We start from the raw sequence: 21,866 nt of genomic DNA on the forward strand, positions 1-21,866 counted from the left end.
CTAGCTGCGCCGGGCAATCAACTGTTCGGTAATCTCGGTCAGGCGTTCGGTCACAATCTGGCGCATGGGTGCCCCGGCCGGCAGCTTTTCCTGCGCCTGGCGAAGCTGTCGCTGGGCTGCTTCCAGATTTCCCATCAGCGCCTCATACTCCGCCCGAGCCCGATGCACACCGACGATATTCCGTGCCATGCCCTCTGCCTCGGCGAGCAGGCTCCACAGAGTCTCTTGATTCGGACGTTCCCGGGTCAGTCGCTTCAGATAGTCGGCGGCTGCCTCGCCGTTGCCCTCAGCAGTTTCCACCTCCGCCAGCCGATAGGTGATCGGATAATTTCCCGGATTGCGTTCGAGCGCGTGTTTTAATCGGCTCCGGGCCTCGTCCAGGTTGCCCTGTGTGATCAGGGCTTCAGCCAACGTCACCACATAGGTAATGCGCCCGGGATTATTTTCCAGCAGCCTCTCCAGCACGGCGATGGCACTACCGGGGTCGCCGTTGCGCAGGTGAGCGGCGGCCAGGCCATACCGTATGGCATCGGTTTTTTCGGTGTCCGAACGATTCAGGTAGTCCTGGAAGGTATCCACCGCGACTTTGCCGGAGCGGGCGTAGTGAACCTGCAGCCGGGACCGTATCAGGTGGTATTCCTGTGTGTCCTGAACGTCCCGAACCGGGTACTGCTCTGCGCGGTTGCGCGTATCGGAGACGCGGCTCTGGGTAAGAGGGTGGGTCGAAAGGTACTCAGGGACCCGGTTTCCCTGCAGGCGGTTCTGCCTCATCATGATTTCAAACATTTCAGGCATGCCCCGTGGATCCATGCCGGCGTCAGCCAGAATGTCCATGCCGACCCGGTCTGCCTCCTGCTCGTGGGCGCGGCTGTAGGCGAGCATGTTCTGGATCGAGAGCGCCTGGGTGCCGGCAATCGCAGCAATGCCGATCTCAGACTGAGTGACGGCAGACAGCACGATGCCGGCAAGCACCCCGGCGATGGCCAGCGGGGCGCTGGTTTCCTGTTGCTCCATCCGGCGCGCGAAATGCCGTTGGCTCAGGTGGGCCAGCTCGTGGGCCAGCACGGAAGCGAACTGCTGCTCGCTGCGGGCGTTCAGTACGAGGCCGCCGTTAATGCCGACAATGCTGCCAGGCACCGCGAAGGCGTTGATGTCCGGGCTATCGATAATCGCCAGTGTCAGGTCGCGGTTTTTCAGGGGGGCCGAGGGCACCAGGCGGTAGATCACATCGTGCAGGTAGTCATAGACCAGAGGGTCGGATATCTGGGGCGCGGACCGGCGAATGGAAACCATGACCTGGCGACCGATTTCTGCCTCCTGCTGCTCCGAGATCAGGCCGCCGCCCGCTCCCCCGATGGACGGTAGCGTACTGTCCTGGGCCTGGGCCCCGGTTATCGGCAGTGCGGCGATCACAAGCATCAGCGCCCGCACCAGCCATGCCCGGGTCGGTGTGTGGTGAAAGGAGAAGGTAAGCATCAGTGTCTGAAATCCATTGCCAAATCGCTTGATAGGACAGCATTTTGCCATTAAAAGTTCTAGTACCCTTCATTAAATACGATTGAGGTGCAATCAGGGGGCAGTGCCGTCATAATGCCGCCTCGTTTATACAGGTTCTGCAAGGTGTTGACCTTTCATGGCTCAGAAAATTCTGGACGCATCCGGGTTACGATGCCCGATGCCCTTGTTGAAAACCAAACTCGAACTCAACAGCCTGTCGCCGGGTGATGAGCTTGAAGTGATCGCTACCGATTCCGGCTCTGCACGCGACATTCCTGCGTTCCTGAAACTTTCCCGCCATCAGCTGGTGAGTTCCGAGGAGGCCGGAGGCCGCTTCCGGTTCGTAATAAGGTGCGGCGACTGACGGCAGCGCCGCCGATGTTCAAGCACTAACGTTCCCACACCGTGTTTCCACGGAGATGTACATGGTCAGAATTTTACGCGGTCTTGCCCACAAATACTTTTCAGATGACGAAGCCGTCATTCTTTTTCTGCTTCTGGTCACTGGCACGGTATTTGTCATTCTGTTTGGCGCCATGCTGGCGCCGGCAATTGCTTCGGTCATCATTGCATTTATCCTGCAGGGTCTGGTCACCAAGCTAACAAGAACGGGCGTGCCTGAGCTTGTTTCCATCATTGGCGTTTTTCTGGTGTTCCTGGGCATTCTGGTCGGGTTCATTTTTGGTTTACTGCCGCTTCTGTGGTCCCAGGTGACCTCGCTGGCCGGTGAGGCTCCCCGGATTATCCGTGAGTTGCAATCCTATATGGAGCTGCTGCCCCAGCAATACCCGACGCTGATATCCATGGAAGCGGTCAGTACCATCTACCGTCAAATCAGCACCGAAGCGGGACATCTGACCCAATGGCTGGTGTCTTTTTCCCTTTCAAGTATTCCGGATCTGGTGGCGCTGCTGATCTACATGGTGCTGGTGCCGATTCTGGTGTTCTTTTTTCTCAAGGATCGTAACCTGCTGCTGACCTCGGTCGCGCGCCTGCTGCCTCCGCAGCGTCCGATGATGCTCAGAATCTGGCATGAGGTGAACCTGCAATGTGCCAACTATGTCCGCGGCAAAGCGGTTGAAATCCTGATTGTGGGAGGTGTCACTTACATCGCCTTCAAGGTGCTGGGAATGCCTTATGCGGCGCTGCTGGCCTTGCTTGTCGGTCTGAGTGTGGTGATTCCCTACATCGGTGCGGCCGTGGTGACCATTCCCGTGGCCATGATCGCACTGTTTGCGTTTGGCTGGGGTTCGCACTTCATCTGGGTGATGGTGGTTTACGGCATTATTCAGGCCTTGGATGGCAACGTGCTGGTGCCGGTGCTATTTTCCGAGGTGAACAACCTGCACCCGGTGGCCATTATCGTGGCGGTGCTGTTTTTCGGGGGCATCTGGGGGTTATGGGGCGTATTCTTTGCCATTCCGTTGGCCACCATGCTGAAGGCCGTGTTTTCGGCGTGGCCGGTGAAGGATAGCTCCACTCAGGAAAGGGTTGAGCAGGGCTGATGGATACGGGCATGACATCGCCTTTAATTCCCTTGTGTCAGTACGCACCCAACATTACCATATCGGTTTTATTCGGACGGAGCTTTTATGATTACGGGTAGCCTTGTCGCACTGGTCACACCCATGCATCCCGATGGTGACATTCACTGGGAGGATCTGGACAAGCTGGTGGACTTTCATCTTGAAAACGGCACCGACGGTATTGTTGCCGTGGGCACCACCGGTGAATCCGCGACACTGGACCCCAAGGAGCATTGCCGCGTCATCGGTCACATCATAAAACGGGTCAACGGCCGTATCCCGGTCATTGCCGGAACCGGTGGCAACAGCACCCGGGAAGCCATCGAACTGACCACTGAGGCGCACAAGCTCGGCGCCGACGCCTGTCTGCTGGTTGTGCCCTATTACAACAAGCCGACCCAGGAAGGCCTGTACCGTCATTTCAAGGCAATCGCCGAAGCCGTTCCGGGTATGAACCAGATGCTGTACAACGTCCCGGGCCGTACAGCCTGCGACATGCTCAACGAGACAGTTGAGCGCCTGGCAGACATCCCCAATATCATCGGCATCAAGGACGCCACCGGTAATATTCCACGGGGTACCGAACTGATAGAAGCGGTGCAGGGGCGCCTCGCCGTCTATTCCGGTGACGATGCGACAGCGGCCGACCTGATGTTGGCCGGAGCCAAGGGCAATGTCTCGGTAACCGCAAATGTAGCGCCGAAGGCAATGGCCCTGCTCTGTAAAGCAGCGATTGCCGGTGATCGGGATGAAACGGCACGGCTTAACGAGTTGCTGATGCCGCTCAACCGCAAGTTGTTCCTCGAAGCTAACCCCATTCCCGTAAAGTGGGCGTTACAGCGGATGGGCAAGATCGGTGAGGGCATACGCCTGCCGCTGACCCCGCTGAGCGACAAGTTTCACGGTGAAGTCGAAGATGCCCTCAAGGCCTCAGGTGTACTCTGAGCATTCCGTACCACCAAAACTCTGGAGTAGCCTGATGGTGTTCCTGTTCAGGACAGCAAGTAAAAACGTGATGGGCACGGCAGCGAGGATGACCGGTCTGGCCGTGCTCCTTAGCGTCGGCGGATGCAGTCTTCTTGAGGACCGTTCCGAGCGTTACGTCAACGCCAGTGAGGGCGAGCCCCTGCGCCTGCCGGAACAGGCGGACGACGCCCGTTTCGGCCAGGTTATGCCGGTTCGGGAGGTGACCACCGCCGACTCTGGCAAGATGTATCGCGACGCCATTCCCACGCCGCCCGATATGACCTCGGAGATTCTCGAGGAGAACTACGTCGTGGAAGAGCTCGATGGCCAGATGTGGCTGTTGATCAATGACGTACCCGGCAGGGTCTGGCCCGCGGTTTCGTCCTATCTGAATGACCGTGGCTTCGGTGTCGCCCATGACAGCCCGCAACTTGGGCTCCTGCAAAGTGAACTGGTCAACTTCAGCAAACGCGCACGAACACTGATGGAGCTGGATAGCGATCCCGGCGCCTCAGAGCAACTGCTGGTGGTGCAGGCCCGCGTCGCTCCGGGCGTGCGCCGCAAGACCACCGAGGTGCAATTGCGGGTGAACGAAGTGGACAGTAACCCGGATCAGCTGCTGGCGTGGCAGACGGGCTCCGCACCTTCCCGGGGCGACCTCGATACGAGCAAGAAACTGCTCACAGACATGGGGGTGTTTCTCAAAGGTCGCGAGGAAAGCAAGTCCTATTCCCGGGCAGCTCTTGGTATGGTCAGTGAGCCACTGGTACGACTGAACTCCGAGAATGACCAGCCGGTGTCTATTGAGCTGGACCTGGACTACGGTCGGGGCTGGTCTGAAGTCAGCCGAGCATTGAATGAAGCGGAGATTCCGGTCGTCGACCTGAACCGCAGTGCTGGCTGGTTCAATGTGGATTTCCGCAGCGAGTCGGAACGGGATCCTGGCTGGTTCAGCTGGTTTGCCGATGAAGATGAGCCGAAGCACACCTTTGATCTGAACCTTGAAGAGCAGGACGGCGTGTTGGTAGTGACGGCATCGCGAGCCGAAGGCTACGACGGCGACAACCGTTCTCCAGAGCTGCTCTCGGAATTGTTCGAATATCTTTACTAATTACCAGGTGCCGGCTGCGGGCCGGGCATCTCCGGAGACCTGAAATGGAAAAGCGCGAAGAACTGTACGCCGGCAAGGCAAAATCTGTTTACCGTACGGACGATCCCGAGCGGTTTGTGCTGGTATTCCGTGACGATACTTCTGCGTTCGATGGCGAGAAAAAAGAGCAGTTGAACCGCAAAGGCATGGTCAATAACCGTTTTAATGCCTTTGTCATGGAAAAGCTGGAGGCCGCTGGTGTGCCGACGCACTTTGAGGGGCTGCTGTCGCCGACCGAGTCACTGGTGAAGAAACTGGATATGATCCCGGTGGAGTGCGTGGTTCGTAATGTCTCCGCCGGCAGCCTTTGCCGCAGGCTGGGCGTCGAGGAAGGGCAGAATCTGACTCCGCCAACCTACGAGCTGTTTCTCAAGAACGACGCCCTGCACGACCCGATGGTCAATGAGTCCCTTGCGGTAAGCTTCGGTTGGGCCAGCGCTGACGAACTCGAGCGGATGAAAGAGCTCACCTATAAGGTGAACGATGTATTGAAGGCTTTGTTTGACGACGCCGGCATGCTGCTGGTGGACTACAAACTGGAGTTCGGCCGTTCCGGTGGAGATATCGTTCTGGGTGATGAGTTCAGCCCTGACGGTTGCCGGATCTGGGACAAGGAAACCCGCAAGAAGATGGACAAGGACCGTTTCCGCCAGGGATTGGGTGATGTGATTGAAACCTATGAGGAAGTTGGTCGCCGTCTGGGCATTCAGTTCGACTGACCGACGATAACCACACAATAACGAATGGGTGTTATATGCGTAAACTGATCCTTGCCCTGGGCGGCACCGCTGCTCTGGCAGCGCCTGTGGCTCACGCCGATGTTATCGGTCTCGGTGCCAACGTGAGTTACTGGGATTCGGACCTTTCCGGCGACGTCCGCAACGGCGGCGATGCGGTCGATGTGGATAACGATCTGGACCTGAGCAGCGACTCCAACGCCAATCTGAGCGCCTATATTGAGCATCCGGTCCCCTTGCTGCCGAACGTGCGGCTGAACTACACGAAAATCGAGCAGGACGGGCGTGGCGAAGTGTCGCTTGCCGGATTCGATGGCGTCCAGGGCGAAGTCGATTCTTCCCTCGAGCTCACGCAGCTGGATCTGACGCTCTATTACGAAGTGCTGGATAACTGGGTGAATCTGGATCTGGGTATTACCGCCCGTGATCTTGACGGTGAGCTGACCGTGCAGGAGGTTCTCGGAACCGCCGTCAGTCGAACAGAAGTGGACGCTGTTATCCCGATGGGCTATCTGGCTGCCCGCTTTGACCTGCCGTTTACCGGCGTTTCCGTGGGTGGCGAAGCCAATGTGATCAGCTTCGACGGTGACTCAGTCTACGACTACAACGCATATGGTCAGTTCGAGGTTGCGTTGTTGCAACTGCGAGCCGGCTACCGCCAAATTGCCATCGACTACGAAGATGGCGACGACGAGTTGGATATCGACCTCGGTGGCCCCTTTGTGAGCGCCGGCCTTCGATTCTGACAGGGAGAGATACCTTGAAAATCCTGGTAACGGGAACCGCCGGGTTCATCGGCTCGCACCTTGCTCACCGCCTGCTGGATCGCGGTGACGAAGTGATCGGCGTGGATAACGTCAACGACTATTACGACGTGAGCCTGAAGGAAGCCCGCCTTGCGCGCCTGACTGGCAAGCCGGGTTTCACCGAAGTTCGCGAGGACGTGGCTGACCGTGAGGTGATGGAAGCGCTGTTCCGTGAACACAAACCGGAGCGGGTAGTGCATCTGGCAGCGCAGGCGGGGGTTCGTTATTCCCTTGAGAACCCCCATGCCTATGTGGAGGCGAACCTTGTCGGGTTCATGAATATCCTCGAGGGCTGCCGTCATAACGACGTCAAGCACCTGGTGTATGCCTCCAGCAGCTCCGTGTACGGCGCTAACGAAGCCATGCCGTTCTCGGTGCATGACAACGTGGATCATCCACTGAGCCTCTACGCCGCCTCCAAGAAAGCCAATGAGCTGATGGCGCATACTTACAGCCATCTGTATAACCTGCCGACAACGGGGCTGCGCTTCTTCACGGTCTATGGCCCCTGGGGTCGCCCGGATATGGCTCTGTTTATCTTCACCAGGAAGATTCTGGCGGGCGAGCCGATTGACGTCTTTAATCATGGCCACCACAAGCGGGATTTCACCTACATTGACGACATCGTCGAAGGTGTCATTCGCACGCTCGACCATGTCGCCGAGCCCAACGAGGACTGGAGTGGTGTGCAGCCGGACCCGGGCACCAGCAAGGGACCGTACCGAATCTACAACATCGGCAGTAACAATCCGGTGGAGCTGTCGCGCTTTATTGAGATTATCGAAGAGCGGGTAGGCAAGAAGGCGGATAAAAACCTGTTGCCGTTGCAGCCGGGTGATGTGCCGGCCACCTATGCCAATGTGGACGATCTGATCAAAGACGTGGGTTACAAGCCATCCACAACGGTAGACGAGGGCATTGCCAACTTCGTCGACTGGTATCGGGATTTTTACAAGGTGTAGTCGACACACCAGACGAAAAAGGCCAGCGACTGCTGGCCTTTTTTACGATCAGGCTCTCGGCAAAACGCTGTTCAGAGAAGCTGGCAGATTAAGTTGACGTTTTTTTCGGCTCAGCGGGCAGGTGAACTCAAGCTCTGCGGCCACCAGCTGCAGGGGCACCGCAGCCGCGGTGCCGTAGAGCCGGTCACCTGTAATCGGGTGGTTCAGTCCGGCGAGGTGGCGACGGATCTGGTGTTTGCGGCCAGTTTCAATGGTCACCTCCACTACCGTCGTGTTGCTGTCCGGATCGTGGGTCAGGGTAGTGACATGGCTGATCGCTTCCTTGTCTTCCACCGGCGCATTGATGCACATCGCGTTGGCCTCGAGATGACCGTTGACCCGTGCGTGGTAAAGCTTGCGCAGCGCTCGTCCGGCGAACAGATCTGACAGCGCTGCGGCAGCTTTGCTGTCGTGGGCGATCAGCATCAGCCCCGCGGCGTCTGCATCCAGCCGGTGAACGAGAAAACAGGGCTTTGCCAGTCGCACCTCCGCCTCGCGCAACAGGCTGCAATGATCGCCCCACTGTGATCCCTGGGCCAGCAATCCGTGCGGCTTGAACCACACGCTGTACTGGCCGAAGTCGGTCAGCAGTTCTGCCGGCTCGGCCTTGCGCGCCAGTACGATGTCATCGTAAAACAGTTGCAGCCGGGTGCCGGCTTTCACTTCCCGCTTCGCCTTCCGCAAGCGCACCTGTTTGCCTTTGTTGGTCCAGCGACAGGCGCCCTTGGCCATCGCGTCCTTGATGCGCATCCTGGACAACCCGGTTGCCTCACTGAGTGCATCTACGGCGGTCTGGGGCGTTTTCAGGGTAATGTCTACAATCGTGCGCATAGGGTTTTCGGTTCCGGGTAGGGAAGTGGCTGATCGAATACGGGCAGTATACCCGTAGTTACTGATGGGTACGCCCACTCCTGCGGGATTCGTGGGTTAATATTCTTTGTGGGTGCAAATTCAGGGAGCAGGGATATGAGAACGTGGGCGTTAGTGGCATTGATGAGTTTGCTGGCGGGCTGCACCAGCGTGCCGGAGGGCATTGAACCGGTTCGCGGTTTTGATGCGGATCGGTACCTCGGCACCTGGTACGAAATTGCCAGGCTGGATCATTCCTTCGAGCGCGGCCTTAGTAACGTTCGGGCGGAGTACAGCCGTAACGCAGATGGCAGTATCAAGGTCACTAACCGTGGCTACAACAGTGAGGAAGGTGAGTGGGAACAGGCGGATGGGCGTGCGGTGTTTGTGGGTGACGACAGCACCGCGCACCTGAAAGTCTCGTTTTTCGGACCCTTTTATGCCTCCTATGTGGTATTCGAACTGGAACAGGAGGACTATTCCTACGCCTACGTGACCGGCTACAACCGTGAGTACCTGTGGTTTCTCTCGCGCACGCCCGAGGTCAGTAATGACGCTCTTGAGGCGTTCAGGGCGCGCGCCAGGGCGGAGGGCTTTGATCTCGACGAGTTGATCGTAGTGGCGCAGGACCAATGATTTTCTGCTCTCCCGGAGTCTATCGAGGCACGTGGCCTCACACACAGGCGGCGCCGCCGACCGAACGGTGGCGCTTGCGGATCGCCCGGGCCAGAAACTCGGCGTCCTGGCCAACGTGATAGAAGCGCCCTGATCCCCAGGTATGCATCCAGTTCAGGCCCAGAAAGTACAGTCCGGGCTCCGGGCTGATGCCCCGCTTCTGCAGTGGAAATCCCTCGTCGTTCAGTACCGGTAGCTGGATCCAGTCGTAATTCAGGTGGAATCCGGTGGCCCAGACCACCGAGGTAATGTTGACGTCCTTGAGATCGAGTTGGGTGACCTCGGGGGGCAGATAGTCGCTGTTCAGGTTATCGTCCGCCGGGGCGTCGATGCCCTGCTGTTGAATGTAGGTTTCGATGCTGGCGGCGATACGTGCGGCGACCTCATCGGCATGGTCGAGATTGGCGGCCAGATCGTCATGGAAGCTCAGGGAGTCCCGGCTGGCCTGTTTCAGGCGGCCATAAAGTTTCATGCCCTGCTCGGCGAAGATCCGCAGATTGATGTCGCGGCCACCGTCACGCCCGGTGACGTAATGGTTGGTGGCGTGGGGGGCGTTGGCGCCGTCCGGGTGCTCTTCAATGGTGGTCGCATAGTAATTCATGTCATCAAGCCACTTGACCACATCCTTGCCGCGGTAGCGGCGATGGACCCTCGGTGCCTTACCCACGCATAGATGAACCTGCCGGCCCGCCAAGTGCAGGTCCTCGGCGATCTGGCTGCCGGACTGGGCGCTGCCAACCACCAGCACTTCGCCTTCCGGCAACTGGTCCTGATTCCGGTAGTCCCGGGAATGGATCTGTTTGATGGTGGGTGGCAGGGCGTCGGCCGCTGGCGGAATCCGGGGCTCGTGATAGCCGCCACAGCAGATAATCACCTGGTCACAGGTGTATCGCCGTTCACCGCTGCGGATGTGATACACACCCTGTTCCCGCTTGAGCTCGGTAACCGGCGAGTGGAACACCACCGGCGGTTTGAAAAAGGCGTAATAGCTTTCCAGATACTCGATGATGTCTTCTTTCACCATGAAACCATCGGGGTCGTCTCCCTGATAGGGAAAGCCGGGAAGCTGACACTGCCAGTTGGGAGTCACCAGGCAGAAGCTGTCCCAGCGTTCGTGGCGCCAGGCGTGGGCAATTTCGCCGGAGGCTTCCAGCACCAGGTGGTCAATGCCCGCGGTTTTCAACTGGTAACTCATCGCCAACCCGGCCTGGCCCGCGCCGATAACCATGGCGCTGTAATGGGCCGGTTTGCCCGCCCCCAGATTGCGGCCTTCGGTGTCCATGGCGGCAAGCTGAACCGGACCATGGATGTGTCTGGCCTGCAGCTCATCCAGTTTGTCCGATATCTTTTCCAGCTCCGCGTTGGCGGCGGTGCAGGCGTAACCAAAACGCTGGCGAACCCGTTCCGAAGCCGCGTTCAAGGCGGTTGTGCAGAGGCGGCGAAACCCGTCCTGGGGATAGGACCCGGACTGCAAATGGTCTCGAATCACGGTGGACGGTGAATAGTAGACACCGACGTCACCGTCGGGCCAGACGATCTTGAAGTTAACGCTGGGCATTGGACGCCCCCATGTGGGTCAAGGGTTGATGTTGAAGATCCCAGAATTCGGCCTGACTGCCCGCGTGGTCGAGAAAGATCTTGCCGCTGTCGGTCACGGTGCCGATGGGCTGGCAGGTCAGATGGCTGTTCTGGAAATAGCGAAGTAGGGCGGAGACCCGGTCCGGTTCGATGCTGAGCAGGAATCCGTAACTCTGGAACGCCCGGAGCCAGCGCAGCAGTTCGCCCCGTGGTCGGGGAATGGCGCTGAGATCAATGGACGCGCCGCAACCGGTCAGCTCCAGCATCATGATCAGGGTCCCGAGAATACCGCCGTTGCTGATGTCTTTGGCGGCGGCAACCAGCCCTGTTTCAGCCAGCAGAGCGGGCACTTCCCACTGGGCACGGAGCTGTTCTGGTGACTTGCCACGAACGCAGGCCCAATAGGGCAGTTCGCCGTGCCAGCTCCCGGTCAGGTCCGTCAACATGAACAGGCGCTGGCCGGGTTTCAGATGATGGCAGGACAGCAGGGCGTTGGCGTGGCCGGTGATGGCAACGGCAAGGCCCGGGGTATAGCCGGCGTCGATGCTGCTGTGTCCGCCCGCGAAGGCGATGCCAAAGGTGTCGCAGGCCCGGCGCATGTGGTGCAGCAGGGTCTGGCTGTCCTCATCGTTATTGTGCCAGTAGGCGTTGACGATGGCTGTCGGCCGTCCGCCCATGGCTGCGATATCACTGACGTTGACCATTACCGAAGACCAACCGGCGGCCCTGGGGTCCTGGCGAACAAAGGCCGGCAACATGCCTTCCATGGCCAGCAGCTGATAGCCGGAGCCTGACTTGAAGGCAGCGCAATCATCGCCGGGCATGGCATAGCGCTGCTCCAGGGACGGCAGCTCGCCATCATGATTGAGCGCCGCAGCCCAGCGGATGGCCTCCTTGGCTCTGATTTCAGGCAGCTCCCGCAGCTCATTCACCAGGGTATCGAGGGCCTGTTGCTGGCTGTCTTTCCAGTCCATGCCTGCCATTGGCATCGCCGCGGCCCTCATTGTTTTCGCTCCATGAATGGGTAGGCAGATAGATCGGCCTGCATCAGGGCATGGGGTCGGCCTGCAACGGTGATCTGGTCGAGAGTCTGCCAGTGCAGGGCCTGAAAATAGGCCTCGTTCTGAATCTGAACGTGAGCCAGAAAGCGTTGGCATCCCAGATCCAGTGCCCGGCTCACGGCTTCATTGACCAGACCCTTGCCGATGGACTGGTAACGTCGATATTCGGCGGCGACACAGAGGCGGCCACCAAACCAGAGATCCTGCTCAGTGCTGTCGGTCACCCGAAAAATCCGCACCGCGCCCACCACGTCGTCGGTCATGCCGCAACTGGTCGCCAGGGCAATGATCGGGATGGCACGAAAATCCTCACCATCCTGCTCCTGATCGCTGAGGATCTGCTGTTCCCGGGCAAAGACCTGACGGCGCAGGGCGAAATATCGCTGCTTCTGCCAGGAGGTCATGGCGGTCTGCACCCGAGTGGTCGGCGAGCGATAGGCATCGAACGCACTGTTATCAATGGCGTACTGGCGGTTAGGCATAAGAGACCACCTGACCGTCGGTTGCGGGCTCGTGTTCGTAGCTCTTCAGGGATGAGCAGGCGCCACATTTGGCGCAGCCTGCTTTGAGGCTGTCTGACGTTATGCCTTTACGGACCAGTTCCGGGCCCAGCACCTGAAACAGGCGGTCGAGCATGGCCGGGTCGGGCATGGGGTAGTGCGCCAGCGGTGTTCCGGCGACCGGAACAAAAGGCACCACAAAGGGATAGACGCCCATATCGATCAGCGTCATCGCCATCGACAGAATCTCCTCTTCGGTGTCTCCCAGTCCGGCAAGGATGTAGGTGCTGACGTTGCCCCTGCCAAAGACCTCAACGGCGGCTTCAAAGGCGGACATGTAACGGCTCAGCGGAACGCTAGCCTTGCCCGGCATGATGGCCTTGCGCACCCGGTCGGACACGGCTTCGAGATGCATGCCAAGGGCATCGACGCCGGCGTTTTTCAGGCGCGGGAACCAGATATCCTCATCCGGGGGTTCGCACTGGGCCTGAATGGGGATCTCCACCCGCGCACGCACGGCCGCCGCCGATTCGGTCAGCACCGCGGCGCCGCGATCGATGGTCTTGGGGGTGCCGGTGGTCATGATCATCTGTTCAATACCGTCGAGCCTTACCGCAGCTTCCGCCACTTCCGCCAGTTGCTCCGGAGTTTTGTGCGCGATGGTGCGGCCGGCGGCCAGGGATTCTTCAATGGCGCAGAACTGACAGGAGGTCGCCCGATTGCGGTAACGCACGCAGGTCTGCAGAACCGTGGTTGCCAGCACATTGTTGCTGTGCAGGGTGGCGATCTGCTCGTAGGGAATGCCGTCGGCGGTGGTCAGATCGTAGAAGCGCGGCTTGCCCGGCGAGGAGGTTTTGCCAATCAGGGTGTCGTTCTCATAGATCAGTATTTCTTCCGCCTCGACGCCCGGCCTTGCAGAGAAAGGCGAGCCGGTGATCTGATCGCTGAAGATAGGGATCATTGAGGTCTGGCCGCCAAAGTTGAAGGCTTTGTGATCGGTTGGGCCGGCACCCCCGATGCGAGCCAGTCCCGGGTTGGCAGGGTCTGACCATTGCACGCCTCGGGCCTGTATCTGGGTCAGCAGGTTTTCTTTGATGCTCATGATCGGCTCCTGTTACTGGCCATTGGCTGCTTTGGCGGTGTCGAAAGGCTCTGCCTCGCGTTCGTCCCCGGCTGGTGAAACGGGGGGTGTGTGATGCTCGCCCATGGGATGGGTGTGGCTGGTAGCGGTGCGGTCGATCAGCAGGCTGAGCAATTCCGGACGGCTGTAATGCCCGACGGAATCCATCATCCGTTTGCGTTTGTCGATGAGACTCATATCCAGTTCGGCAATGCAGGCGCCTTCACCGGAGTCGCTGCGCAGCGGCGTGCCCAGCAATTTGCCTTCGGGGGACACAATGGCGGTAAAGCAACCGCCACTGATGCCCTTGAGAGAGCCGCCGGTATCTTTCACGATCTGCTGTTGCTGCTCTGGTGACAGCCAGCTGGTGGCATTGACCACAAAACAGCCGGACTCGAGGGCATGATGGCGGATGGTGACTTCGATCTGTTCGGCGAAAATCTCGCCGACCAGAGAGCCCGGAAACATACCCACGTGGATCTGCTCGTGGTCGGCCATCAGCGCGTAGCGGGCCAGTGGGTTGTAATGTTCCCAGCAGGCCAGCGAGCCGATCCGGCCCACCCGGCTGTCGACTGCGTTTAGCCCGGAGCCGTCACCCTGCCCCCAGACCATCCGTTCATGGTAAGTGGGGGTGATCTTGCGGCGGCGCTGAACCAGGGTGCCGTCGGCATCGAACAGCAGCTGGGTGTTGTAGAGCGTACCGTTGTCCCGTTCATTCACACCGACGGACACCACCATTCCGGCGGCGCGCGCGGCGGCGCCCAATTGCGCCGTGGTGGCGGAGGGAACCGTGACGGCCTCCTGCATCAGTTGGAGATGCTGGGGCCCCATGGCCAAGGGCGGTTGAATGAAGGAAAAATAGGGGTAGTAGGGCACCAGAGTCTCGGCAAAGACCGCCAGTTCGACGCCTTGCCGGCCAAGGTCTTCAATCCATGAACAGATTTTGTCCACGGTTCCTTCCCGGGAGTAGAGCACCGGACTGCACTGAACTGCGGCGGCAATAACATGACTCATGGTGAACCCTATTAATCTTTACTGAATGATGTGGTTGTCTCTTTTCCCGCTCTGGGGATCAGGACGTCCAGGTGTGAACCACAAAGGCTTTTTCCTTCGCCATCAGCAACTGGAGGTCCATCACGTCGAGGGGATTGATGGGGCGGATGCCCTCGATCAATGCCTTCTCGGTCTGGCCGTATAGCGCCTGAAGGGCAAAGCGGCAGGCGTAGACTTCGCCGCCTTCTTCCATAAACGCTTTTAACTGATTGTTGCAGGCAAGGTGGCCGGGAAACGCTTCGTCGCCCAGCTTGGGGAAGCCGCGCTGAACGCCCAGCTGGACTCCCGGGCCGTAAAGCAGAATCTTGGTCTCGAAACCTTTGCGCAGCAGACGCTTGGCCTGCAACAGGTTCACCAGTCCAATGGAGCCCTCGAAGGCGATGGTGTGAAAGGTCACCAGGGCCTTGGCGCCTGGCTCGGCCTGGACGTCTTCAAAGACCTTCTCTTCATAATCAACCAGGAAGTCGCCGTCTTGATGATGGGGTTGGTTCACGGTAGGCATGATTTACATCTCTCTCGATTAGTTGTCGAAGCTTGCATCTGGCAGCCGTCAGGGCAACGCCTGTTCGGGACACCTGGAAGGGAGATTGCGAGCGCCGTACCAACTTTGGGTTGCCTGGGGTTTGAGGTTGAATGGAAGCGCGGAACTCACATTTAGAACAATCGCTTAGAGTTCAGAGTCCGGATTTGAAAGTTGAAATCGAGAACCGACTGGCGTCGTGCCTCGTATCTGCATTTGCGTAGTGAAACGCAATTGCGTAGTAATATAATACGCAAATGAGTGGTTCGATGACTGCTGGGGAATAGACGATGCTCGATTTTCAGGACTCCGACGATGAATGGGGAAGGCTGGCGTACTGGATGCGCAACGCCGCCTTCGAGCAGTGTCCCGAACCGCTGATGCTGCTGGACCCGCGTGAGAATCAGTACATTGATTGCAATATCGCCGCTACAGAACTGTTGGGTTTCAGTCGCGCTGAACTTCTGAAAATGCCTATTACCGCCATCCACGGTCGAGAGCTGGGCCAGCTCATTGTGTTCACCGAGCAGGTTCTGACCCAGGGCAAAGCCCGTAGCAGCCGCATTTCTTGCCGTCTCAGTAGCGACGAGCGTATCCCGGTGGAACTGTCCGGCGCGCGCACCGTGATCAAGAATCGCGAGTACCTGGTGGTGTCGATCAGGGATATGTCCTCAGAAGACCTGTTTCGCGACCGGGAGGCGGCGGACAAGATCGTTCGTGGCGGACTTCTGGAATGGAAGCATCTGCAGTCCATATTCCACGAGGATGAGCGGGATAACCTGCTGATGCTGACCTCGGTGGGTGACGGCATCTATTGCGTGGATACCAACGGCCTGTGCACCTTTATCAACCCGGCGGCCCAGCGGCTGCTGGGCCGCACCGACAACGACGTGCTGGGTCAGAACATCCATTATGTGCATCACCACACCCGGGAGGATGGTCGTCATTATCCGGTAGAGGAATGTCCCATCTACGCGGCCATTCGCGACGGCGTGGTGCACGAGGGGATTCAGGAAGTCTTCTGGAAGCACGACGGCTCGCCTTTTCCGGTGGAATTTACCAGCACGCCCATCATTTCCGACCGGAGCATTATTGGTGCCGTGGTGGTGTTCCGTGACATCAGCGAGCGCCTGAGAACGGAAACCCAGCTGCGGGATGCCCTCAACGAGCTTGAAGAGCTGAAAGAGCGGCTGGAGGATGAGAATGCCTATCTCCAGCAGGAATTCCTGGTCGAGCAGAGGTACCACGGCATTCTGGGCGAAAGCGGGGTGGTGAAACACATCTTCCAGCAGATTGAGCTGGTGGCACAGACGGAGGCCAACGTCCTGATCACCGGCGAGTCGGGAACGGGCAAGGAGCTGATCGCCAGGGCCATTCATGAAGCCAGTCCACGGCACGCCAAACCCATGATTCGGGTGAACTGCGCAGCCATTCCCCACGAGTTGTTCGAGAGCGAATTTTTTGGCCACATTCGGGGTGCCTTTACCGGCGCCATGCGTGACCGGATCGGGCGCTTCGAACTGGCAAACGGAGGCACCCTGTTTCTGGACGAAGTGGCGGAAATCCCTATGGAGCTGCAGGGGAAACTGCTTCGGGTGCTGCAGGAAGGCCAGCTCGAGCGGGTCGGTGAAGAGAAGACCCGCAACGTTGACGTGCGTGTGGTGGCGGCGACCAACAAGGATCTGCGTCAGGAAATCGAAAATAACCGCTTCCGGGAGGATCTGTTTTTCCGCCTGAACGTTTTCCCGATCCACTCGCCGCCGCTGCGGGAGCGGGGCGATGATATTGTGCTGCTGGCCCAATACCTGCTGGATCAGACGCTGCAGAAACTGGGCAAGCCCGAACTCAAACTTCGCCAGGGGGATTTACGCCAGCTCCGGGCGTACGGCTGGCCGGGTAATATCCGCGAGCTGCAGAATGTGGTGGAACGAGCGGTGATTACGGCCCGCAACGGCCGCCTCAATCTTGACCTGCCGCTGGCCAGCAAGGGCGAACAGCGGGTTGCAGAGCCGGACACTGTGGATGGCACCGATGTCCTGCCAGATGATGAAATGCAGGAGCGGGTTCGCCGCAATATGCTGGCAGCGCTCGATCAATGCGGGTGGAAACTGTTTGGTGAGGACGGTGCTGCGGCATTGCTGGGTATCAAGCCAACGACTCTGGCATCGAGGATCAAACGCATGGGGTTGAAACCGGGGGCGTAACTTTGCCGATGCTGTATGCCGATGTGGTGGTTGGCACTTCGCTTGCTAGGTCTCTTGGGTTTCCGATCCTCTTTGAAACCTCACATTGGACCCTTAACAGGAGAATCAACATGAGTGCAGCTGACGAATCGAGACCACCATTCCCACCCTTTACCGAAGAGACGGCCAGGCAGAAAGTCCGTATGGCGGAAGACGGCTGGAACGGTCGTAACCCGGCCAAAGTGGCCATGGCTTATTCCCCCGACAGCCAGTGGCGAAACCGATCCGAGTTCCCCCGCGGCCGTGCGGAGATCGAAGCCTTTCTGACCCGCAAATGGCAGAGAGAGCATGAGTACCGGCTGATCAAGGAGCTGTGGGCATTTGAGGGCAGCCGCATTGCTGTGCGTTTCGCTTATGAGTGGTGCGATGACAGCGGCCAGTGGTTCAGGTCATATGGTAATGAAAACTGGGAGTTCGACGAACAAGGTCTGATGGCTGCGCGGCATGCCAGTATCAACGATCTGGCCATTAAAAAGTCGGAACGGAAGTTTCTTTGGCCTCAGGGGCGCCGGCCAGATGATCACCCCAGCCTGAGTGATCTGGGTCTCTAGTCAGGGTGTAAGGCGGGTAAGTCTGTCGGAGCTATCAGCAACGTTCAGCGTCAAAAGAACCACCTTGCTCATGACAAGTGCTCTTGAAGAATGCAGCGGGCTACAAACAAGGGCAATAATTAAGAGAAGTGTCAAGAAGGCGAGTGCAGAGTTCACTTATCTTTTGGGAAAGTGGTAGGACCACCCAGATTCGAACTGGGGACCTCTACCATGTCAAGGTAGCGCTCTAACCAACTGAGCTATGGTCCTGTCTCTGCAACGGGGACGAAATATACTGATTCCGGCTGTGCGGGTCAACCACTTTTATACGGGCTTTCGGTGGCGCAGCCAGCCTTTCAGTGCCTTGCTGATCACCCCCCAGCGATTGACCAGCAAGGCAGCAAAAATCAGCCCGCAACCGGCGAGTTGTGAGGCAACCATGGTTTCGGAGAACCAGCCAGCGGCAAACAGGGCGACCCACACCGGCTCCAGCACCAGAATGACGACGCCATGGCTATTGGCTGACAGGCTCTGGGCGTAGGTCTGCAGCAGGAACCGTCCAGCGGTACCGATGGCCGCGCTAGCGAAAATCCACCAAACCAGAATCGGCGAAAACGCATCGGCCATTAGTGTCCAGGACTCCAGCAGAGAGGACTCGATCAGCGTCAGCACGCCAACGGTGATCAGCGCGATGGCGGTCAGAGGCAGGGCGGGAACCCGATGTTTTTCGACCGATTCACCGCGGCGGTTGATGACCGTCCGTTGGTTGGCGGCGCGGGTGTTCAGAGTAAAGTACAAGGCAAAGATGAACGCGGCCATCACGAAGAACAGCTGACCGAGTTCCGGGCGGAATCCGTTTTTGAGTGACAGCAGCGCGAGGCCGGCTACGGCAATGGGAATGGCAATCCAGGTGCTTGCCGGTTGGGGTTCCTTGAAGATCACTCGGGCAATGATTGGCACGATGACCACCCCGAGGCTGGTCAGAAAGGCGCCCTCGCCAACGTGAGTGCCATGGAACAGACCCATGATCCAGCAGCTCATGGCGGTACCGAACACCAACCCGACGCCGACGCTGCGTCGCAGCTGATCGGCGGACAGGCGCCTGAGTGAGCGGTAGGACACCAGCGTCAGTAGCCCGCCGGCAAGCAAAAACCGCGCAGCCATGAACAGCAGGGGAGGCATCAAAAGGACGGCCTCTTTGGAGAACATCCAGCTGATCGCCGCCAGCAGGGTCACAATGATCAGAAAAAGGTCGGATTTGTGTGCGTTGGACATCGGTGTTCCGCTTGACCGGTGAGCAGACGAAAAGGAGAAAGCAAACAATGTATAGTTTGCGAACTAAAAAAGAAAGTTCCGCACGGTGACGTGTTTGCGGCAGCGGCTCATTCATGAGCCGTGATACACCCGATGATATCCGGGGCTATGTGCGGTCACTGGTCGCGGGTGTTGTAGGCCGGAGTCGACATATCGGCGGGGTGTCGCGATAGGCAGAAAAGGGCCTGAATATGTTACAGCATGTTTCAGGCCCGGGAGGATGGTCATGAAGGCTAGAAGAAGCTGGAATCCTTGATCGCCTCGAAGCCAAACCTCAGTTTTACTTCATCGCCGACAAGGTCAGGATCCAGACCGTAGGTCATGCCCCAGTCGCTGCGTTTGATAGTGGCTTCGGCACTGATTCCAAGCGTGTAGTCTTTGTGTCCGATCGGGTATTTGTCGGATTTGTTGAGCGTGACATTGACGTCCACAGGGCGGGTCTTGCCGAGCATGGTGAGATCCCCGGTCACCGTGCCGGTGTTCTCGCCAGTGGTTTCAAAATCGGTCAGCTCGAATGTGACCTCCGGGTACTTTTTGCTGTCGAGGAAATCCGGCTTGCGCAGATGTTCGTCGCGTTTGTCGTGGTTGGTGAACACGCTGTCGCTGCGGAAAATCAGGGTGCCGGAACTGAGTTCATTGGCCGTTTCATCGAATTCGAAGCGGCCCTCAATGTCACGGAACATTCCGATCACCGGGGCATAGCCAATGTGCATGACTTCAAATGCCATGGAGAAGTGTTCGTCGTCTACCACGAATTTTTCCGGTTCGGCCAGCACCGGCGTTGTCGCCGCCGTCAGCAGTGCCGAAAACAGAGCAGCATGAGCAAGGTTGGCTTTCATATCGGTGTTCTCCTTTGATAAAGCCAGTGCATGTCCGTCGCGAAGGAATACACGAGCAGGATCAGTGCAGCGGCCAGGGTCCAGGTCGCAAATCCGGGGCTTGCGGGTGGGAGTACGGCAACCATCAGCGTGGCAACCTGCCAGACGCAGACGGTTTTACGGCGAAAACTGTCGGGAAGCGGATCGTTCAGAAAGGGCAGTAAATGACCCGCTATGACGAACGCATAGCGCATCAGTCCGAGCAGCAGAACCCACCACCCTGCCTTGTCCAGCGCGATAACCGTGATACACAGACCGAGAATGAAGAGTGCGTCCAGTTCCATGTCAAAGCGGGCGCCGAAGGCGGTTTGGGACTGTGTCTTCCGAGCAATGGCACCGTCTACACCGTCCAGTATCAGTGCCAGCAGGCAAAGCACGCCGTAGAGCCACAGCCACAGGCCCAGCACGTCGGCGAAGGGCGCCAGGCTGATCAGGGTAATAACCAGGCTTCCGCGCAACAGCGTTGCCCGATTAGCCCAGCCGAAGTCACGGCCGGCAGGCCAGAAGCGGAGCAACAGGCCTGCCATGGAGCTGAACAGAGCAGCGGCGATGATATGCAGTACCGGGCCGGTTTGAGCGATAACCCCGGCCCCGAGCACGAGCGCGGCGGTAACCATGCCCGCCCAGACAATATCCAGATACGTCGGCCAGCCAATCTGTTCGGAGTGAAAAGGGGAATCCATGCCGTAACCTCGACGTATTTCAACAGACCTTTCTCAACTATAGTTGCTGAGACTGTGTTTAGTTCCCTACGGCCGGCGGTTTGAAACAGACCTCTGTCCGACTGTGAAAACCCCCGACGCAAGGAGGCATTATGTCCCGTTCTGACTCAGAAGTATCCGAAGCCTGCGATGAATCGGGAGTGGCCCATGACTCGTCCACAGAAGCGTTCTGGATAACCGGGGCGGACCGGGGCGCGATTCGACCCACTGACATTGGCACGGCCGCGGCGCTGATGGCGTCAGAAGCGGCGCAGCCGGTGGTTGAGGTGGAAACCCTGTATTCCGGCGTGAGCCGGGGCACTGAATCACTGATTTTTTCCGGTCATGTGCCTCCGGACGAGTACCAGCGCATGCGTGCGCCCTTCCAGGAGGGAGAGTTTCCATATCCGGTGAAGTATGGCTACTGCAATGTCGGCCGGGTCACGGCGGGTGACAAGACTCTGACAGGGCGAACCGTGTTCTCTCTGTTTCCCCATCAGCGCCGGTTCCGACTTCCGGCGACGGCGGTGATGCCGTTGCCGGATGGCGTACCGCCGGAACGAGCGGTACTGGCGGCAAATATGGAAACCGCCATCAACGGATTGTGGGACGCAGCGCCCCGTGTCGGTGACCGAATCGCAGTGGTGGGGCTTGGGGTGGTCGGCTTTCTGGTGGCCTGGCTGGCCAGCCGGATTCCGGGCACGCGGGTAACCGCCATCGATATCAATCCGGCCCGGTCAACGGTGGCCAAGGCTCTGGGGTTGCCGTTTGAAACCCGTGCTCAGCGCGATGATCACGACCTTGTGTTTCACACCAGCGGCCACCCGGACGGTCTGAACACGGCGTTATCCCTCGCGGGTATGGAAGGGCGCATTATCGAGATGAGCTGGTTCGGCACCCAAGCGGTGTCTGTTCCTCTGGGCGGCGCATTTCACTCCAGGCGTCTGGCCCTGATCTCCAGTCAGGTCGGACAGATAAGCCCGATCCAGCGTCCCCGCTGGGCGTACCCGGATCGCCTGAAGCTGGCGCTGTCTTTGTTGGACAATGCCACGCTGGACGTCCTGATTACCGGCGAAAGCCGGTTTGAGGATCTGCCTCAGACCATGGCGACGTTGGCCAGTACCACCGATGAGCTTTGCCATCGTATACGTTATATCTGAA

At 58.7% G+C, this 21,866-nt stretch carries 22 protein-coding genes and 1 tRNA gene; 11 read left to right on the top strand and 12 right to left on the bottom strand.

Features of this window, described 5'->3' with window-relative positions:
- A complete protein-coding gene (locus R0125_RS06325) occupies positions 1–1,419 on the bottom strand; it encodes a M48 family metalloprotease (protein WP_317237967.1) in 1,419 nt (472 codons plus the stop codon).
- Positions 1,420–1,633: 214 nt separating this feature from the next.
- On the opposite strand from R0125_RS06325, the gene R0125_RS06330 reads away from it, so the two are divergent.
- The 7 genes from R0125_RS06330 (at position 1,634) to R0125_RS06360 (ending at position 7,644) form a co-directional block, all read left to right on the top strand.
- A complete protein-coding gene (locus tag R0125_RS06330) occupies positions 1,634–1,861 on the top strand; it encodes a sulfurtransferase TusA family protein (RefSeq protein ID WP_317237540.1) in 228 nt (75 codons plus the stop codon).
- A 61-nt stretch (positions 1,862–1,922) separates the two neighbouring features.
- On the top strand, positions 1,923–3,002 hold the full coding sequence (locus tag R0125_RS06335) for an AI-2E family transporter (RefSeq protein ID WP_317237541.1): 1,080 nt from the start codon (positions 1,923–1,925) through the stop codon (positions 3,000–3,002).
- 87 nt (positions 3,003–3,089) lie between these two features.
- Positions 3,090–3,968, top strand: coding sequence for a 4-hydroxy-tetrahydrodipicolinate synthase (gene dapA, locus R0125_RS06340; RefSeq protein ID WP_317237542.1), 879 nt, complete (start codon positions 3,090–3,092; stop codon positions 3,966–3,968).
- A gap of 34 nt (positions 3,969–4,002) precedes the next feature.
- A complete protein-coding gene (gene bamC, locus R0125_RS06345; protein ID WP_317237543.1) occupies positions 4,003–5,100 on the top strand; it encodes an outer membrane protein assembly factor BamC in 1,098 nt (365 codons plus the stop codon).
- Positions 5,101–5,144: 44 nt separating this feature from the next.
- A complete protein-coding gene (gene purC / locus R0125_RS06350; RefSeq protein WP_317237544.1) occupies positions 5,145–5,858 on the top strand; it encodes a phosphoribosylaminoimidazolesuccinocarboxamide synthase in 714 nt (237 codons plus the stop codon).
- Between the two features lie 35 nt (positions 5,859–5,893).
- The gene (locus R0125_RS06355) at positions 5,894–6,622 is read left to right on the top strand and encodes a TIGR04219 family outer membrane beta-barrel protein (RefSeq protein WP_317237545.1); all 729 of its coding nucleotides are present in this window, start codon (positions 5,894–5,896) and stop codon (positions 6,620–6,622) included.
- 14 nt (positions 6,623–6,636) lie between these two features.
- Entirely contained in the window at positions 6,637–7,644 is a 1,008-nt protein-coding gene (locus tag R0125_RS06360; protein ID WP_317237546.1) for an NAD-dependent epimerase, read from the top strand.
- Between the two features lie 48 nt (positions 7,645–7,692).
- On the opposite strand, the gene R0125_RS06365 is transcribed toward R0125_RS06360, so the two are convergent.
- On the bottom strand, positions 7,693–8,514 hold the full coding sequence (locus tag R0125_RS06365; protein ID WP_317237547.1) for an RluA family pseudouridine synthase: 822 nt from the start codon (positions 8,512–8,514) through the stop codon (positions 7,693–7,695).
- A gap of 135 nt (positions 8,515–8,649) precedes the next feature.
- On the opposite strand from R0125_RS06365, the gene R0125_RS06370 reads away from it, so the two are divergent.
- Positions 8,650–9,168, top strand: a complete 519-nt coding sequence (locus tag R0125_RS06370; RefSeq protein ID WP_317237549.1) for a lipocalin family protein — start codon at positions 8,650–8,652, stop codon at positions 9,166–9,168.
- A 37-nt stretch (positions 9,169–9,205) separates the two neighbouring features.
- Here R0125_RS06370 and R0125_RS06375 read toward each other — a convergent pair whose 3' ends face one another.
- The 6 genes from R0125_RS06375 to R0125_RS06400 are packed head-to-tail and all read right to left on the bottom strand — an operon-like array spanning position 9,206 to position 15,021.
- Positions 9,206–10,765 carry an MSMEG_0569 family flavin-dependent oxidoreductase gene (locus R0125_RS06375; protein WP_317237550.1) on the bottom strand — a complete coding sequence of 520 codons (1,560 nt, stop codon included), beginning with the start codon at positions 10,763–10,765 and terminating at the stop codon, positions 9,206–9,208.
- A complete protein-coding gene (locus R0125_RS06380) occupies positions 10,752–11,768 on the bottom strand; it encodes a sll0787 family AIR synthase-like protein (protein ID WP_317237551.1) in 1,017 nt (338 codons plus the stop codon). Before R0125_RS06380 ends, R0125_RS06375 begins: the two co-directional genes overlap by 14 nt.
- A gap of 17 nt (positions 11,769–11,785) precedes the next feature.
- Complete coding sequence (locus R0125_RS06385; protein WP_317237552.1) at positions 11,786–12,328, bottom strand: MSMEG_0567/Sll0786 family nitrogen starvation N-acetyltransferase; 543 nt, start codon at positions 12,326–12,328, stop codon at positions 11,786–11,788.
- Positions 12,321–13,448 (bottom strand): MSMEG_0568 family radical SAM protein, encoded by a 1,128-nt coding sequence (locus tag R0125_RS06390; RefSeq protein WP_317237553.1) that lies wholly within the window; start codon positions 13,446–13,448, stop codon positions 12,321–12,323. Before R0125_RS06390 ends, R0125_RS06385 begins: the two co-directional genes overlap by 8 nt.
- A gap of 12 nt (positions 13,449–13,460) precedes the next feature.
- Positions 13,461–14,480 (bottom strand): Nit6803 family nitrilase, encoded by a 1,020-nt coding sequence (locus R0125_RS06395; protein WP_317237554.1) that lies wholly within the window; start codon positions 14,478–14,480, stop codon positions 13,461–13,463.
- 58 nt (positions 14,481–14,538) lie between these two features.
- Positions 14,539–15,021: an MSMEG_0572/Sll0783 family nitrogen starvation response protein gene (locus R0125_RS06400; protein ID WP_317237555.1), complete on the bottom strand. Its 483-nt coding sequence runs from the start codon at positions 15,019–15,021 to the stop codon at positions 14,539–14,541.
- Positions 15,022–15,329: 308 nt separating this feature from the next.
- On the opposite strand from R0125_RS06400, the gene R0125_RS06405 reads away from it, so the two are divergent.
- Together R0125_RS06405 and R0125_RS06410 are read left to right on the top strand one after the other, a co-directional pair.
- On the top strand, positions 15,330–17,243 hold the full coding sequence (locus R0125_RS06405; protein WP_317237557.1) for a sigma 54-interacting transcriptional regulator: 1,914 nt from the start codon (positions 15,330–15,332) through the stop codon (positions 17,241–17,243).
- A 110-nt stretch (positions 17,244–17,353) separates the two neighbouring features.
- The gene (locus R0125_RS06410; protein WP_317237558.1) at positions 17,354–17,833 is read left to right on the top strand and encodes a nuclear transport factor 2 family protein; all 480 of its coding nucleotides are present in this window, start codon (positions 17,354–17,356) and stop codon (positions 17,831–17,833) included.
- Between the two features lie 172 nt (positions 17,834–18,005).
- On the opposite strand, the gene R0125_RS06415 is transcribed toward R0125_RS06410, so the two are convergent.
- From R0125_RS06415 to R0125_RS06430, 4 genes are all read right to left on the bottom strand, one after another.
- Positions 18,006–18,082, bottom strand: a tRNA-Val gene (locus R0125_RS06415).
- A 54-nt stretch (positions 18,083–18,136) separates the two neighbouring features.
- Complete coding sequence (locus tag R0125_RS06420; RefSeq protein WP_317237559.1) at positions 18,137–19,087, bottom strand: DMT family transporter; 951 nt, start codon at positions 19,085–19,087, stop codon at positions 18,137–18,139.
- A 272-nt stretch (positions 19,088–19,359) separates the two neighbouring features.
- Positions 19,360–19,965 (bottom strand): YceI family protein, encoded by a 606-nt coding sequence (locus tag R0125_RS06425; protein WP_317237560.1) that lies wholly within the window; start codon positions 19,963–19,965, stop codon positions 19,360–19,362.
- The gene (locus R0125_RS06430) at positions 19,962–20,687 is read right to left on the bottom strand and encodes a CDP-alcohol phosphatidyltransferase family protein (RefSeq protein ID WP_317237561.1); all 726 of its coding nucleotides are present in this window, start codon (positions 20,685–20,687) and stop codon (positions 19,962–19,964) included. Before R0125_RS06430 ends, R0125_RS06425 begins: the two co-directional genes overlap by 4 nt.
- A 131-nt stretch (positions 20,688–20,818) precedes the next feature.
- On the opposite strand from R0125_RS06430, the gene R0125_RS06435 reads away from it, so the two are divergent.
- Positions 20,819–21,865 (top strand): zinc-binding alcohol dehydrogenase, encoded by a 1,047-nt coding sequence (locus R0125_RS06435; protein WP_317237562.1) that lies wholly within the window; start codon positions 20,819–20,821, stop codon positions 21,863–21,865.
- Position 21,866: the final 1 nt, after the last annotated feature.

The organism is Marinobacter sp. M-5, from assembly GCF_032911545.1.
GTDB classification, from domain to species: domain Bacteria; phylum Pseudomonadota; class Gammaproteobacteria; order Pseudomonadales; family Oleiphilaceae; genus Marinobacter; species Marinobacter goseongensis.